This is a genomic window from uncultured Lacinutrix sp., assembly GCF_947500325.1.
Lineage (GTDB): Bacteria > Bacteroidota > Bacteroidia > Flavobacteriales > Flavobacteriaceae > Lacinutrix.
Map to the genome: position 1 here is coordinate 1 of NZ_CANMRQ010000017.1, position 15,247 is coordinate 15,247.

At 29.3% G+C, this 15,247-nt stretch carries 15 protein-coding genes and 1 tRNA gene; 9 read left to right on the top strand and 7 right to left on the bottom strand.

Annotated features, from left to right (window positions below):
- The 8 genes from Q0997_RS15920 to Q0997_RS15955 all read left to right on the top strand — a co-directional run.
- Positions 1-1,146: gliding motility-associated C-terminal domain-containing protein (locus Q0997_RS15920; RefSeq protein ID WP_299890573.1), on the top strand; the 1,146-nt coding region annotated here is incomplete at its 5' end.
- 57 nt (positions 1,147-1,203) lie between these two features.
- Positions 1,204-2,136 (top strand): type IX secretion system membrane protein PorP/SprF, encoded by a 933-nt coding sequence (locus tag Q0997_RS15925; RefSeq protein WP_299890575.1) that lies wholly within the window; start codon positions 1,204-1,206, stop codon positions 2,134-2,136.
- A gap of 19 nt (positions 2,137-2,155) precedes the next feature.
- The gene (locus Q0997_RS15930; RefSeq protein WP_299890577.1) at positions 2,156-4,078 is read left to right on the top strand and encodes an OmpA family protein; all 1,923 of its coding nucleotides are present in this window, start codon (positions 2,156-2,158) and stop codon (positions 4,076-4,078) included.
- A 132-nt stretch (positions 4,079-4,210) separates the two neighbouring features.
- A complete protein-coding gene (idi, locus tag Q0997_RS15935) occupies positions 4,211-4,747 on the top strand; it encodes an isopentenyl-diphosphate Delta-isomerase (RefSeq protein WP_299890578.1) in 537 nt (178 codons plus the stop codon).
- Positions 4,731-5,138, top strand: a complete 408-nt coding sequence (locus Q0997_RS15940) for a 6-carboxytetrahydropterin synthase (RefSeq protein ID WP_299890580.1) — start codon at positions 4,731-4,733, stop codon at positions 5,136-5,138. Before idi ends, Q0997_RS15940 begins: the two co-directional genes overlap by 17 nt.
- A gap of 4 nt (positions 5,139-5,142) precedes the next feature.
- Positions 5,143-6,117 carry a type I phosphomannose isomerase catalytic subunit gene (locus Q0997_RS15945; protein ID WP_299890582.1) on the top strand — a complete coding sequence of 325 codons (975 nt, stop codon included), beginning with the start codon at positions 5,143-5,145 and terminating at the stop codon, positions 6,115-6,117.
- Between the two features lie 26 nt (positions 6,118-6,143).
- A complete protein-coding gene (locus tag Q0997_RS15950) occupies positions 6,144-6,410 on the top strand; it encodes a hypothetical protein (protein ID WP_299890584.1) in 267 nt (88 codons plus the stop codon).
- Positions 6,411-6,467: 57 nt separating this feature from the next.
- Positions 6,468-6,541: transfer RNA gene (locus Q0997_RS15955), tRNA-Thr, on the top strand.
- A gap of 136 nt (positions 6,542-6,677) precedes the next feature.
- On the opposite strand, the gene Q0997_RS15960 is transcribed toward Q0997_RS15955, so the two are convergent.
- The 4 genes from Q0997_RS15960 to Q0997_RS15975 all read right to left on the bottom strand — a co-directional run bounded on the left by Q0997_RS15960 (position 6,678) and on the right by Q0997_RS15975 (position 11,251).
- Complete coding sequence (locus tag Q0997_RS15960) at positions 6,678-7,379, bottom strand: DUF4369 domain-containing protein (protein ID WP_299890586.1); 702 nt, start codon at positions 7,377-7,379, stop codon at positions 6,678-6,680.
- A 52-nt stretch (positions 7,380-7,431) separates the two neighbouring features.
- Complete coding sequence (locus Q0997_RS15965; protein ID WP_299890588.1) at positions 7,432-8,742, bottom strand: DUF819 family protein; 1,311 nt, start codon at positions 8,740-8,742, stop codon at positions 7,432-7,434.
- 609 nt (positions 8,743-9,351) lie between these two features.
- A complete protein-coding gene (locus Q0997_RS15970) occupies positions 9,352-10,275 on the bottom strand; it encodes an alpha/beta hydrolase (RefSeq protein ID WP_299890589.1) in 924 nt (307 codons plus the stop codon).
- Positions 10,276-10,654: 379 nt separating this feature from the next.
- Positions 10,655-11,251 carry an alpha-ketoglutarate-dependent dioxygenase AlkB gene (locus Q0997_RS15975; protein ID WP_299890591.1) on the bottom strand — a complete coding sequence of 199 codons (597 nt, stop codon included), beginning with the start codon at positions 11,249-11,251 and terminating at the stop codon, positions 10,655-10,657.
- 44 nt (positions 11,252-11,295) lie between these two features.
- Between Q0997_RS15975 and Q0997_RS15980 the strand changes: the two genes are divergently transcribed.
- Positions 11,296-11,961 carry a M15 family metallopeptidase gene (locus tag Q0997_RS15980; RefSeq protein WP_299890593.1) on the top strand — a complete coding sequence of 222 codons (666 nt, stop codon included), beginning with the start codon at positions 11,296-11,298 and terminating at the stop codon, positions 11,959-11,961.
- Between the two features lie 103 nt (positions 11,962-12,064).
- On the opposite strand, the gene Q0997_RS15985 is transcribed toward Q0997_RS15980, so the two are convergent.
- The 3 genes from Q0997_RS15985 to Q0997_RS15995 form a co-directional block, all read right to left on the bottom strand.
- Positions 12,065-12,943 carry a nuclear transport factor 2 family protein gene (locus Q0997_RS15985; RefSeq protein WP_299890594.1) on the bottom strand — a complete coding sequence of 293 codons (879 nt, stop codon included), beginning with the start codon at positions 12,941-12,943 and terminating at the stop codon, positions 12,065-12,067.
- Positions 12,944-13,038: 95 nt separating this feature from the next.
- Positions 13,039-13,917 carry a helix-turn-helix domain-containing protein gene (locus Q0997_RS15990; RefSeq protein WP_299890596.1) on the bottom strand — a complete coding sequence of 293 codons (879 nt, stop codon included), beginning with the start codon at positions 13,915-13,917 and terminating at the stop codon, positions 13,039-13,041.
- Between the two features lie 72 nt (positions 13,918-13,989).
- Positions 13,990-15,225 carry a M48 family metallopeptidase gene (locus Q0997_RS15995; RefSeq protein WP_299890598.1) on the bottom strand — a complete coding sequence of 412 codons (1,236 nt, stop codon included), beginning with the start codon at positions 15,223-15,225 and terminating at the stop codon, positions 13,990-13,992.
- Positions 15,226-15,247: the final 22 nt, after the last annotated feature.

Consider the following 15,247-nt stretch of genomic DNA (forward strand, 5'->3'; position numbering starts at 1 on the left):
GATCCAAGTACGACACTTGATCCAACAACATTCCCAGGAGGACCAACATCAGATCCAAATGATCCATGTGATCCAATCGGTATCAATACAACAGATACAGATGGAGATGGCTTAACAGATTGTGAAGAAACAACAGGAATCGATGATCCAAGTACAACAGCAGTACCAACAGGAACATCAGATCCAAATGATTCATGTGATCCAGTAGGTCTTAATACTGATGATACTGATGGAGATGGAGTTTTAGATTGTACAGAAATTTCTGAAGGGACTAATCCTAATGATCCATGTGATTTTAATGATGGAAGCGTAACAGAAACTCAATCGGATCCATTTTTATCTTCAGATTGTGATGGAGATGGTGTAACTAATGGTGATGAGATTTCAGATGGTACAGATCCATTTAATAATTGTGAATTTATAATTGATAATGTGACTTTACCACAATCAACAGAATTCTTTAATGGAGATTGTGATATGGATAATGTTCCAAATGGGGTTGAATTTCCATTAGGAGATACAGATGGAGATGGTATGCCTAACTGGTTAGATCCAGATGATGATAATGATGGTATTGATACAATTAATGAAGATTATGATGATGTTGATATTGAGGATGGAGATGTAGACCCAACGGGTAATGATGACCCAACTGATAATGATTCAGATGGAGACGGTATACCAGATTATTTAGATGTAGACGATGATGGAGACGGAATCTTGACTATTAATGAAGGCCCAGATCCTAATGGAGATGGTATTGGGTTTGGAGATGATGCTATTGATAGTGATGGTGATGGATTACCAGATTATCTTGAAACTCAGAATGTATCACCTTCTGAAGATGATATAGAAGTATACAATGCCGTAACTCCAAATGGGGATAATGATAATGATGTGTTTGTAATTAGAAACATAGAACTATATCCTGATAATACTGTTGAGATATATAACAGATGGGGAGTTTTAGTTTATGAAACTAAAGGTTATGGTCAAAATGATAACTACTTTAAAGGAGAATCTAATGGTAGAGTTACTATAAAAGTAGGAGAGCAATTACCAGTAGGAACTTACTTCTATATACTTAACTATAATAATGGTACAGAAGATAAATCTAGAGCAGGTTATTTATACATTCAACGTTAATTAAATAAATAAGGAGGCAGAATTGTTCTGCCTCCAAAATAAATTTTACCTTTTATAATGAAAAATAGAATATTAATTTTAGTTATCCTTGTCAGTTCTATCTTTGCTTTAGAAAGTACTGCCCAGCAGGACGCTCAATACACGCAGTATATGTATAATACTATGAGTGTTAATCCTGCTTACGCAGGTTCAAGAGATGTTATTAGTATAGGTGGATTATATAGGACTCAATGGGTTGGTCTAGATGGCGCTCCTGACACTCAAACGTTCAATATACATTCTCCAGTTGGTGAGAATAGAAATATAGGTTTAGGTTTGTCTATTATCAATGATAATATAGGACCTACACATGAAACCTATTTTGATCTTGATTTTTCTTATACAGTTAATACTTCAGAAGAAGGGCGATTGTCATTTGGAGTTAAGGCTGGAGGACATTTATTAGATGTGGCCTATTCAGAATTAAGTCAATATAACGGTGGCGATCAATTATTACAATCAGACATAAAGAATAAATTCTCTCCTAATGTTGGAGCTGGAGTATATTACCGCAAGGGAGATAGATGGTATGTTGGTTTATCTGCTCCTAATTTATTAGAAACGAAACATTTTGATGAAGCAGCATTGTCTGTAGCTAAAGAGCGTATTAACCTATACCTTATAGGTGGTTATGTATTTGATGTTAATTCAGATTTAAAACTAAAACCAGCAATATTGTTTAAGGGAGTACAAGGAGCTCCACTTCAAGCAGATTTAACAGTAAATGCATTGTTGAAAGAAAAGCTAACACTTGGTTTAGCTTATAGATGGAGCGCAGCTGTTAGTGCTTTAGTTGGATATCAATTAACAGATAAATTAATGCTAGGTTTAGCATACGATAGAGAAACAACAGATTTAGGGAAAACTCAATTTGAACAAGGATCTTTTGAAGTGTTTTTACGTTTCGAATTATTCGAAAATCAAAAAATATTATCACCAAGATTCTTCTAATATTTAGAACCAATTAATCATGAAAAAAACTATATATATATTACTAACTCTTTTTGCAGTATGCTTTAATACAAGTTTTGCGCAAGAAGATGGTAAAGTTAATGTCGCTATTGATAAAGATTATAATAATTTAAAATACAAAGAATCTATTAGGGATCTTTCTAAAATTGTTAAAAAAGGAAATACTAGTCCTGAAGTATTAGCTAAGTTGGCCAATGCTTATTATTTTAATGTAGAAATGGAAGAAGCTGCTAAATGGTATGGAGAACTTTTAGCTCAAGATGCTACAATAGATTTTGAAAACTATTATAGATATGCAATGGCTTTAAAAGCAACTGGAAAATATGAAGCTGCTAATAAGTACTTAAAAAAGTTTTCTGTTCTAAAACCAGAAGATTCGAGATCTAAAAAGTTTATAGAATCTCCTGATTATTTAACAACTATAGATAAGTTATCTGGTGATTTTCAAATAGAAAATTTAGATTTAAATTCTAAGTTTTCAGATTTTGGAACATCATTTTATCAAAGCGGAATTATATTCGCTTCTTCTAGAGGAGAAGGAAAGTTATATAAATGGAATGAACAACCGTTTTTAGATTTGTTTTATGTACAAGATTATTCAGATTCGCCTATAAGACTTCCAGATGTAATTAATACTAAATATCATGAATCATCAACATCTATTACTAATGATGGAATGACTATGTATTTTACACGTAATAATTATTTTAAAGGTAAAACTAGAAAGAGTAGCGATAGAGTTAATGGATTAAAAATCTTTAAAGTTACAATGGATAATGATGGAGAATGGGGAGAAGTTGAGCCAATGCCATTTAATAATGATGAGTATAATGTAGCGCATCCAGCTTTAAGTTTAGATAATAAAAAATTGTATTTTGCATCAGACATGCCAGGAACATATGGTAAGTCTGATATATATGTTGTAGATATTTTAGATGAAGGTGGTTATGGAGAACCTAGAAACCTTGGAGATGTTGTAAATACTGAAGGACGTGAAAACTTTCCATATGTAAGTAATAATGGAACATTATATTTCTCTTCAGATGGCCATCCTGGTTTAGGAGGTTTAGATGTTTTCTATGCAGATATAGATGCAGAAAATCAAAAAGTTCAAAACCTGGGTAAACCAATAAATAGCTCCCGTGACGATTTTGAATTTATTATTGATGAATTTAAAAACTCAGGTTATTTAACATCTAATCGATACAATGGTAAAGGAGATGACGATATCTATAAGTTTGAACGTGAGCCATGTAATCAATTAGTAGCAGGTACTGTTGTAGATAAAAACACAAATATTGTTATACCTAATGCAAATGTAATTATATATAACTCTAGTAAAGAGAAGGTATATCGTTTTACAGCAGATCAAAATGGAGCATTTAGTTATAATACAGATTGTAAAAAAGGAACATTTAAAGCTGTAGCTAGTAAAGAAGGCTATGAAGAAGAAGAAATAACATATAAAATAGATCCAAAAGTAAAATTAGATTTAGCATTAAAACTAAATTTAACACCTAAGGCAGATACACAACCAGCAGCTGTTGGTACAGATTTATTTAAGTTATTGGACTTAAATCCTATTTATTTTGATTTTGATAAATCATTTATTAGAGCAGATGCTCAAATTGAATTACAAAAAGTAATTAATTATTTAAAAGAGTATCCTTCTGTAAATATAGATGTACAATCTCACACAGATTCAAGAGGTAATGATGCTTATAATGAAGCCTTATCACAAAGAAGAAATACTTCTACTAAAAATTGGATTATTGAAAAAGGAAATATTTCCTCAAGTCGTATTTCTGGACGAGGTTATGGAGAATCGCAATTAGTTAATGGTTGCTCTAATGGTGTTAAATGTAGTAAACGAAAACATCAAGAAAACAGACGAAGTATGTTTATAGTTACTAAGAACTAAAAATTACTTGAATAAAAACTAAAAAGTAGGCTATATAGCCTACTTTTTAGTTTTTAAGACTTTATAAAATAAACTTAAAAATAAGATGTTGTAGTGTCTATTTTGTAAATTTGTTTTTCCTCAATAAAAATAATGGTAGAAGAACAAGTAATTTTAGTAAACGAAAAAGATGAACAAATAGGTTTAATGCCTAAAATGGAAGCTCATGAAAAGGCTATTTTGCATCGTGCTTTTTCTGTATTCATTTTTAATGATAAAAATGAATTAATGTTACAACAACGCGCTTTAAGCAAATATCATTCTCCTGGTTTATGGACTAATACATGTTGTAGTCACCAAAGAGATGGAGAGAGTAATTTAGAAGCTGGTTCGCGACGGTTAGGTGAGGAAATGGGATTTGCTACCGCTTTAGAAGAGAAAACGTCTTTTATCTATAAAGCACCATTTGATAATGGTCTTACTGAGCATGAGCTTGATCATATTATGGTTGGTTATTATAATGAGGATCCAGTAATTAATAAAGAAGAGGTTGAAAATTGGAAATGGATGCCTTTAGAAGCTATTAAAATTGATATTAAAAAGCAACCCAATTTATATACAGCTTGGTTTAAGATCATTTTTGATAAATTTTATCAATATATAAACATTACTAATGAAAGTAACAGTTAGTAGACGTGCACATTTTAATGCAGCACACAGGCTTTACCGTAAAGATTGGAGTGATGAAAAAAACAATGAAATATTTGGTAAATGTAATAACCCCAATTATCATGGTCATAATTACGAATTAATAGCTAGTGTAACAGGTAAGATTGATCAAGAGACTGGCTATGTAATAGATATAAAAATACTTAAGGACATTATTAAAACAGAAGTTGAAGATGTCTTTGATCATAAAAATCTTAATTTAGACGTTCCAGAATTTAAAGATTTAAATCCCACCGCTGAAAATATCGTTGTTGTTATTTATAATAAAATAAAAGTTAGGTTGGGCGAACATTTAGAATTAGAGGTTACTTTGTATGAAACACCTCGTAACTTTGTAAGCTATTCTGGTTAATATTATGTCTAATCTACTATATCCATTAAAATTTCAACCTATATTAAAAGAAAAAATTTGGGGAGGAAATAAATTAAAATCTGTTTTAAATAAATCTATAGATCAAAATAACGTAGGAGAGAGTTGGGAAATAAGTGATGTTGATGGAGATGCATCTATTGTTATTAATGGTAAATTAAAAGGGCAATCATTAAAACAACTATTAAAGGCATTTAAAGGCGATTTAATAGGCGATAAAAATTTTAAAGTATTCCAAGACAAGTTTCCATTATTAATCAAATTTATAGACGCAAAAAAAGATTTATCAATACAATTGCATCCTAATGATGAATTAGCGGCAAAACGCCATAATTCTTTTGGTAAAACGGAAATGTGGTATGTTATGCAGGCCGATGATGATGCTAAATTAATTGTTGGATTTAATCAAAAGTTAGATTCAAAAGAGTATTTAAAGCACTTAGAAGCTAAAACGTTAACAGAGATTCTAAATTTTGATAGTGTAACTGAAGGTGATACTTATTTTATTGAAGTTGGTCGTGTTCATGCTATTGGAGCTGGAGTAATGTTGGCAGAAATTCAACAAACAAGTGATGTTACTTATAGAGTTTATGATTGGGATAGAGTAGATAGTCAAGGTAATAAAAGAGAGTTACATAATGATTTGGCTATAGATGCTATTGATTTTAATATGAAAGACAACTTTAGAATAGACTATTTAAAAAAAGTAAATAATAGTAATGAAATGGTAAGTTGTCCCTATTTTACAACTAATTATATACCAGTTGAAGCAGAAAGTATTTTAAAAGAAAATACATTTGATTCCTTTATTATATATATATGTGTTGATGGAACGGTTACAATTAATACAAAAGATTTTTCTGAAACTATAAATAAAGGAGAAACACTATTAATTCCATCAGCAATCAAATCATTTGAAATTACAGCAAAAAAAGCTAAACTATTAGAAGTTTATGTTTAATTTTGCAGCTAAATAAATTTTATATTATGGCAAATAAAAGAGACCTAAAAAAAGACATTAATTATGTTTTAGGTGATATTATTGAAGCAGTTTACGTTTGGGAATATACAAACTCAAGTAAAGACACAAAGAAAAGTGAAGCAATTATTGATGATGCAATTCAAGTTTTTGATGATTTAATAGCAAAAGTTAATGATAGAAAGGTAGAAAACAAGAAATCACATTTTAAGGCAATCAATTCAGAATTAGAGACTAAGGGTCGCGAATTAATTGAAAGAATAAATAAATTATAATTATTTAAGAAAAAAGTTTGTAAATATAGTTTTCAAAATTATATTTGCACTCGTTTTGCCGATGTAGCTCAGCTGGCTAGAGCAGCTGATTTGTAATCAGCAGGTCGTGGGTTCGAGTCCCTCCATCGGCTCTAAAAAGCTTCTCAATTTGAGAAGCTTTTTTCTTTTTAGAGTGTTTCTTGTTTTATTGTTAATAGAACAAATAAAAAACACCTGAACGGACTAAACCCTTCAGGTGCTTTTTATTTTAATAATATTTATTAATACTTATTGTTTATTAGCTTTTATTTTATCTATAAATGCTTGTAATTCTTTTCCGTATATAGATGTTTTAATAGATGGAGTCAAAGAATTATTAACTGTATCTAATAGTTTAATGTTAGCATCATATAATTCAGTTAAAGCTAAATATGGAGCTACTTCATTATCTTTATTAGTAACAGCATAGTTAACTGTGTATAAATACTTTCGTTTTTCTAAACTTCTATGCTTTTTTTCAGATAAACTAATTAATGAGGAGTCATTTGCTTTATAGGCTTCTAGGTTCTCTTTAATAAGCTCTAAGTTTTTATTATTAAACTTAGTAATCATATTGCGATAGGTATTTAAAACGTCTTGCTGCTTACACCCTTTTATACTTGCATCATAGACAAAGTTTTTTAAAGTTGTATTAATTTCTGTTATGCCTTTACTTGCAAAAAATGAAATACGACTATCTTCATTATCATTTTTATCTAAATCTAAAAAGTAGACTTCAGGTTCTTTAATATCACTTTGTAGTTCAAAACTTGAACTACCATTAATTACTAAAGAATCAACAGTTATTAATATAGTGTCTTGAGCTTTCTTTAAATAAACGGTTCCTTTTTTTAAACCTTTAATGTTTCCTTTTACAATAAGCTTATCTGTAGTTTCATTTCCACAAGAAAAGAAAAGAGATAAACATAATAGTGCTAATATTTTTTGCATTTGTAGTGTTAGATTTTGAGAGCGCAAATATCTTATAAAAATTGTTTATATACTAACTAGCCGAAGCTAATTCCATTAAAATAGTACAGCCTATTGCTGCAATGGTTCCTACTGCATAACCAAAAACAGCTAATAAAACACCAACTGTAGCTAAAGATGGGTGAAATGCAGAGGCAACAATAGGAGCAGATGCAGCGCCTCCAACATTAGCTTGACTTCCTACAGCTAAAAAGAAATAAGGAGCTTTAATTATTTTTGCAACAAAGATTAGTAAAACAGCGTGAATTGTCATCCAAACGACACCAACAGCAATTAAACCTACATTGTCGAAAATAAGTGTTAAATCCATTTTCATACCAATAGAAGCAACTAAAATGTATATAAATACACTTCCAAACTTACTAGCGCCAGCGCCTTCGTAATTTTTAGCTTTTGTAAAGGATAATAATATTGCAATAATTGTAGCAATACTAATCATCCAGAAAAACTTAGAACCTAAGAAAGTGAATATGTTTTTTGTAGTTGGAGATTTTATATTAGAAACAACATCATCAAAAAATGGCGCTAAGAAATCTGCAGATAGATGAGCAATACTCACAGTTCCAAATGCTATAGCAGCTATAATCATCATGTCTGTTAATGATGGATTACGTTTTACTTTTTCAGAAAAAGTAGATACTTTGTTTTTTAAATCTTCAATAGATGAAGTATCTGCTTTAAGCCATTTATTTATTTTGTTTCTTTTACCAATACCTATTAATAAAAGTGCCATCCATACATTTGCAACTACTATATCTACAAATACCATTGCCCCATATCTTGTTTGATTATAACCGTATATTTCTAGCATTGCCGTTTGGTTTGCTCCACCACCAATCCAACTACCTGCTAATGTAGATAGGCCACGCCATACGGCATCTGGTCCAGCACCACCAACAGTTTCAGGAGAAAAAATAGATATTAATAATATTGCAATTGGACCACCAATAACGATACCAATAGTTCCAGTAAAAAACATAACTAAAGCTTTCCACCCTAAATTAAATACAGCTTTTAAATCTATGCTTAATGTCATTAAAACTAATGCAGCAGGTAATAAATATCTACTCGAAACATAATATAGATTTGATTTACCAGTAACTATTTCTCCACTTTCTTTAATAGATTCCCATTCAGGAGCAATAAGCCCTAATGTTGTGAATAGAGCAGGAATCATATAAGCCATAAACAATCCTGGAACAATCTTATAAAATTTAGGCCAGAACCCTTTTTCTAATGATTCTGTATAAAATATGAATCCTAATGCAAGCATTAGGAAACCGAAAACTATTGTGTCGTTAGTAAATAAAGGTGTAGTATCCATTAGTTAGTGTTTTTATCACTGCAAAATACAGAATTAAAACAGGATAAAAAAGAAGCGGAAATAAACTTTGGCATACTAATTGAAATATATCTAACGTGGATAACTACAACGACTATTTTAGAGTGTGGTTACTTTAAATAAGAGTAGTTATTTATCATATTTTTGGTTGGTTAGTTAGAAAAAGCATTCCTTTTGGACTGCTTTTTCTCATTTATAATGTTTCCTAGTTTTATATAATTAAAATTAGTTTGGCACGTAATTTGAATTATAATTAACGTGAATAACTACTAGGACTATTTTAGAGTGTGGTTACTTTAAATTAAGAGTTGTTATTTATCATATTTTTGGTTGGTTAGTATGAAAAAGCATTCCTTTTTGGAATGCTTTTTCTATTACAATGCTAAATATTTCTTAATATATGTATTTAAAAGACTCAAAAATAATTTTGGCATGCTAATTGTAAAGTGTTATAATGTAATTAATTACGATAACTATTTTAGAGTGTGGTTACTTTAAATTACGAGTATTAATTACATATTTTTGGTTGGTTAGTATGAAAAAGCATTCCTTTTTTGGAATGCTTTTTCTATTATAATATGTTTTACTTGTTTATTTTACAAAACTAGTTATTGATTCTAATAATTCTGGAGACAACTTCCTTGAGCTTTCATTATAAGATTTAGAATTTTCAAGATCACCACCTTCAATTGGTACTAAAACATGATTCATGTTTTTAATTATTTTTATAGTTGCTTTTGGAGCTGCTTCTTTTAAAAGTTTGGCTTCGTTTTCACTTACTTGTAAATCTTTAGTTCCATTTATAATTAAAATAGGCATATCTAATTTTTTTAACTCCTCTTTAGGATTGTAAGACATCCAATTACCTATAAATGGCTGTACCTCTTTATTAAATATAGAGGCTAATGCTGGAGGAAAATCGTTTGTTGTTTTGCCTTTAGCTAAAATTTTAAAAATACGTTTAGTATCCTCTAAAAACATTGGTGCTGTTTTTTCAACTTGTTCTGTAATAACTTGATCTATAGATTGGCCTGCACCAGCTAATGAGATGAAGCCATCTGCTTTATTTTTAGAAGCTAAAATACCCACTAAACTACCTTGACTGTGGCCAGCTACATATATCTTATGATACTTATCCTGAGTTTTAAAATAGTTTATCACTGCAACAGCATCTTCAACAAAGTTATCGAACATGATGTCTTTATCTACTTTATTTTTTCTTATTTGTTTTACAATACGTTTGTCATATCTAAAAGTGGCAATGTTTTTTTGCGTTAAACCAATAGCTAATTTTTTAAGAGTATTACTCATTAAAAAATTTTGATTACCATCTCTATCCGTGGGACCAGATCCTGCAATAATGATTACTAAATTTGGTTTTTTATCTATATTAGGTGTAAGGAGTGTACCATCTATTAGTTTATTTATAGCAATATCTTGCTTATTATAATTTTGTTCTTGCGCAAAAAGTATGCTACCTACAAAAAGAAAAAGAGCAATGAAATTTAGTTTCATATTTATGAAGTTTTACAAGATTAAAGCAAAATGAATGCCATTAATTATCTACTTAACGCAAATTTACACTTATATATTGAATGAAAAATGACTTTTTATTGTTAACAGAAGCTGTATTTCATCGATAAAATGTGATATTTCATCTTTAAATGTTAAAATTAAGTGCATTTTGTCGAAATTTAAGGTATTTAAACGTCCAAAAACAAAAAACTACCATACATTTGGAGAGTACTAAAATTACATACTTTTAGTTCAATGGATTAATTAATTAATATTTGCACCGCTTTAGTTGATATAGTAACCCTAAATCTAACCTAAAACATACAAATTGCAAATAACGAAAAGCCAAGGTTGAGGGACCTTGGCTTTTTTGTTTCTATTACTTAATTATCCTAAATGTTAAGTTGATTCTAGGTTTGATTTTTCGTTTTGTTTTTGCTATTTGATGTAGCCAATTATTTTGTGTTTCACCTTTCATTATAAGCAAACTACCATGTTCTAAAACCAATTTATGTTTTAAATTCTTGTTATTTTTATGTTTTAAACTAAAAGTTCTTTCCTCTCCAAAGCTAACTGAAGCTATTATTGGATTTCTACCCAATTCTTTCTCATTATCTGAGTGCCAGCCATTACTGTCTAAACCATGTCTATATAAATTAGCTAAGCATGTAGTAAATTCTTCATGTGCGATAGTTTCAATTCTATGCTTAATTTTTAATAATGTTTTAGAAAAAGACTCAGGATACATGGTAATATTAGAGTAACTATATGGTTTCTGGTTATTTGCAAACAAGGCTGTGAGTCTAGGTTGAGGATATGTTTTGCCGTAAACAGTAATATTGTCTTGATTCCAATTAGTTTCTTTTAAAATAGTATTAAAATATTTAAAGGCTTCTGTTTCATTAAAGACTTTTGGATAGTACGAAATATCACCTTCTTTTATATTAAGTTTTATTTCTTCAGGAGGAAAAAGCATAGGTAACTAATTATTTCTCTAAATTAGCATATAAAATTTGTTTTATGAGACCAGTTTTAAGCTTTTTACTAATATTATGTTCTTTTATTTCTTTTGCGCAATTACCAGATGGGTTTGTGTACGTAAAAGATGTAATACCTACAATTCAAACAGAATTGAGATACTGTACAGATGATAACTTTGTAGGTGAGGTTATAGATGGTTATATAGAAAATAAAGCTATTTTAACGAAAGAAGCTGCGGTTGCATTAAAGAAAGTTCAAGCAGCATTAGCTAAGCAGAATTTATCTGTAAAAATATATGATTCTTATAGACCACAACGTGCTGTAGACCATTTTGTGCGTTGGGCAAAAATTGTGAATGATACATTGATGAAAAAACAATACTATCCTAGAGTTGAGAAGAAAAACTTATTTAAATCGGGTTATATTGCTTCTAAATCTAGACACAGTAGTGGCAGTACTTTAGATATTACTATTGTAAATTTAGACACAGGGGAAGAATTAGATATGGGATCTCCATATGATTTTTTTGGAAGTGAATCATGGGTAGAAAATAAAAAATTGAATACAATACAGCAAAAAAATAGGGCGCTATTACAAAAAGTAATGCTTAGTAATGGTTTTAGAAACTATCCTAAAGAATGGTGGCATTTTACTTTAAGAGGAGAACCTTATCGCAATCAGTACTTTGATTTTTTGGTAGAGTAGTTGCTTTATAATTTTCTTAATAAAAATAGCGGCTTAAATAAGACGTTAAACCGCTATAGCTATTAATTAAATGATGGAGTTAGTTGGTTTTTATACTTATATTCTAGTTTTGGAAACTAAATTTTCCATTTGTATTTTTTCTATCAGCTTCAGGCATAATTGTTTCCACAACATCCCAGTGTTCTGCAATTTTTCCATTTTCAACTCTAAATAGATCATAATATGATGTTGGTTGGTTTGCAAAAGTACCTTCACTAATTATTAATACAAAATTACCTTCTCCTAACACTTTATGTACTTTTGTATATACCATAGAAATACCTTGTTTAGCCATTCCTTCTAGTGCTTTTCCTAAACCAGATAATCCATCCGCAATATCAGGATTGTGTTGTGTGTAATTATCACCATCAAAATAGCCAGTAAGTTTTTCCATTTTTCCATTTACCAAAATGTCATTTACAAAATTTGCTACTAATGTTTTATTTATTTCTGTTTTATCTAAGTCTGTAGATTTATTAGGTCCGTCAATTTGAGTATGCCCACTAGGGTTTACAGGTTTAATCTCAATTAAATTATCCCAATGTTCAACAATTTTTCCATTTTCAAAACGGAAGACATCAAATCCAATTTTTGGACCAAAAAAATCATAAATAGTATGAGAGAATGTGTAATTTCCATCTTGAAAAGACCTTACTACATTAGCTTTAAATCCACCTTCTGGCGCATTTTGTATTACTGCTCCAAATCCAGCTAAACCATCTGCTACAGCAAGATTATGTTGAATATATTTATCGGGGTTAATATAACTTACTGGTGTTTGATCTCCAGTTTCTAAACTTGTTAATAATAAAGTTGCTTTGTCTTTGTTTGATAGTGCCATAGTTTTTTCTACTTTTTTAATAGTTTGTATTGTTTCTTTTTTTTCAGTTTTACATGAGCATAATATTATACTCATTGTAACAACTAATACTGTATGCTTCATCGTTGTTATTATTTGATGGCACAAAATTATATTGAAATGAAAATGTAGAAAAGGTTAAAAAGACGATAATAATGGTTAATGTCGAACCATTTTTTTTATAGATATTCTTTTTTGAATGAATTAGGGGTTAATCCTGTTTGTTTTTTGAAATATTTCACAAAATTAGTAGGCTCGTTAAATCCCATTTTAAAAGCTAATTCATTACTTTTAATAGAAGAGTTTATTAGTAATCTTTTTGCTTCAAGAATAACAAATGTATCAATAAAACTTTTAGCAGTAGTATCTACAATAGTTTTGCAAATTACATTTAAATGCTTGTAGGTAATATTTAATTTTGAAGCGTAAAAATCTGCGTTTCTACTGCTTGTGTAATATTTTTCTACTAAACTTTTAAATGCGATAAAGGTTTCTAATTTTTCGGTATTTTTTAAGTGAAAGGTTTGGTATTGTTTTAACTGTTCCAATTTAGAAAAGAGAATAGTGTAGAGAGAATCGCAAATTTTTTGTTTGTTATAACTATTATGTTCATTAAAATACTCTTCTGAAAATAAGTTAATGTATTTTTCGACATTAGAATTTTCTGGTACTTGAATTCTAGGTGAAAATAAGTGAGAATTGAAAAGCCTTATAATTTCACTTTTTGGTAATTTATTAAGTTGTTTTTTTAAATAGTCTTCAGTAAACATAATTAAAAAACCTTTAATGTCTTCATTGAATTTAAAAGCATGTACTTGCCCTTTAGATAAATGAATTAAAGTGTTTTTCTGTACATCATGCCAAACAAAGTCTACTAAATGTTTGCTTTTACCATGCGTATAGTATATTAAAATATTAAACGAAAGATGATGCGCTTTTTCTGGATTATGATCTAGGTCTTTTGTCCTTTTTATAAGACTTTCTAATGTAATAATTTCAATACCTTCTACTTTGGAATAGGCAGATTCGAAGTCTATATGCGGTATTTCTTTAGACATATTTTTTTACAGCTAAATAAATAATATATGAGCTGTAAACGAAGGTAATAGAAATTTATTCAAAGGCAAAGTTTACTGTTTTTTTATATTCCTTATACGATCTAATAGCGTAGGGTGAGAGTAATGCATAAATACATAAGCAGGATGAGGTGTAAGATTACTTAAACTATTTTTTGATAGTTTTTTTAGAGAAGTAATCATTGGCTCTGCTTTATAAGTTGTTTTTGCATAATCATCAGCTTGGTATTCAAATTTACGAGAGAACCAGTTCATAATCAAACCAGTAATTTCAGACAGTGGAGAATATAAAATACCAAAAGCTATTAAACCAATATGAAAACTTGGTGTAGCTACTCCTAATGCTTCAGATAGTAAAGGATTATTAATTAATAATGACAAAATATATAAAGTAAAACCAGTTAAAAGTATAGAAGATATTAAATTGAAAATAATATGTTTTCGTTTATAGTGCCCAACTTCGTGAGCTAATACTGCAACAATTTCTTCTTCTTCTAAATCATTTATTAAAGTATCATAAAGTGTGACACGTTTTTCACTTCCAAAACCTGAAAAGTAAGCATTAGCTTTTGTACTACGTTTAGAACCATCTATAATAAAAATCTTGTCAAGATTAAAGCCTACAGTTTTGGCATAATTTGAAATGCTATTTCTAAGACTTCCTTCTTCTAAAGGTTTTTGTTTATTAAAAATAGGAACTATTAAACGAGAATAAAAGAGATTCATAAAAACAGTAAATACTGTAATTAAAATCCAAGCATATAACCAGAATTTTTCACCAGCAATTTTATAAAAATAGGTAAGTAAAGCTAAAATGCTACCTCCAATTATTACTGTCATTATTAGCCCTTTAATTTTATCAAAAACAAATGTTTTTCGCGTTGTTTTATTGAAACCAAATTGCTCTTCAATTACAAATGTTTTATAATAAGAAAAGGGTGTGGTTAAAATATCACTACCTAACATTATAATTCCAAAGAATAAGAGTGTTATAATTATATAATTTGAAGATAGTTGTCTTACTAATTGATCAACATAGGCAAACCCGTCAAAAAAGAAAAAAACTAACGTTAAAACAATAGAAAAGGTAGAGGTAAGTAATCCAAATTTATAGTTAGTCTTCTTATAATTTTGAGATTTTTGATATTCGGTTGTGTCATAAACATCATTTAATTCTAAAGGTATAGTATCATTAAATCGTTTGGCATTTAATGCGTCAAGTATTTTATCAATAATAAAATTGATAATGATAATGGCTATTATAATATAGAATAAAGTTGTAGAGTTCATTTCGTTTTTAAAGGTTTAGGTC

Coding starts and splice junctions, on each gene's coding strand:
- Q0997_RS15925 (WP_299890575.1), top strand. CDS start 1,204: ATGAAAAATAGAATATTAATTTTAGTTATCCTTGTCAGTTCTATCTTT.
- Q0997_RS15930 (WP_299890577.1), top strand. CDS start 2,156: ATGAAAAAAACTATATATATATTACTAACTCTTTTTGCAGTATGCTTT.
- idi (WP_299890578.1), top strand. CDS start 4,211: ATGGTAGAAGAACAAGTAATTTTAGTAAACGAAAAAGATGAACAAATA.
- Q0997_RS15940 (WP_299890580.1), top strand. CDS start 4,731: ATGAAAGTAACAGTTAGTAGACGTGCACATTTTAATGCAGCACACAGG.
- Q0997_RS15945 (WP_299890582.1), top strand. CDS start 5,143: ATGTCTAATCTACTATATCCATTAAAATTTCAACCTATATTAAAAGAA.
- Q0997_RS15950 (WP_299890584.1), top strand. CDS start 6,144: ATGGCAAATAAAAGAGACCTAAAAAAAGACATTAATTATGTTTTAGGT.
- Q0997_RS15960 (WP_299890586.1), bottom strand. CDS start 7,379: ATGCAAAAAATATTAGCACTATTATGTTTATCTCTTTTCTTTTCTTGT.
- Q0997_RS15965 (WP_299890588.1), bottom strand. CDS start 8,742: ATGGATACTACACCTTTATTTACTAACGACACAATAGTTTTCGGTTTC.
- Q0997_RS15970 (WP_299890589.1), bottom strand. CDS start 10,275: ATGAAACTAAATTTCATTGCTCTTTTTCTTTTTGTAGGTAGCATACTT.
- Q0997_RS15975 (WP_299890591.1), bottom strand. CDS start 11,251: ATGCTTTTTCCTCCTGAAGAAATAAAACTTAATATAAAAGAAGGTGAT.
- Q0997_RS15980 (WP_299890593.1), top strand. CDS start 11,296: ATGAGACCAGTTTTAAGCTTTTTACTAATATTATGTTCTTTTATTTCT.
- Q0997_RS15985 (WP_299890594.1), bottom strand. CDS start 12,943: ATGAAGCATACAGTATTAGTTGTTACAATGAGTATAATATTATGCTCA.
- Q0997_RS15990 (WP_299890596.1), bottom strand. CDS start 13,917: ATGTCTAAAGAAATACCGCATATAGACTTCGAATCTGCCTATTCCAAA.
- Q0997_RS15995 (WP_299890598.1), bottom strand. CDS start 15,225: ATGAACTCTACAACTTTATTCTATATTATAATAGCCATTATCATTATC.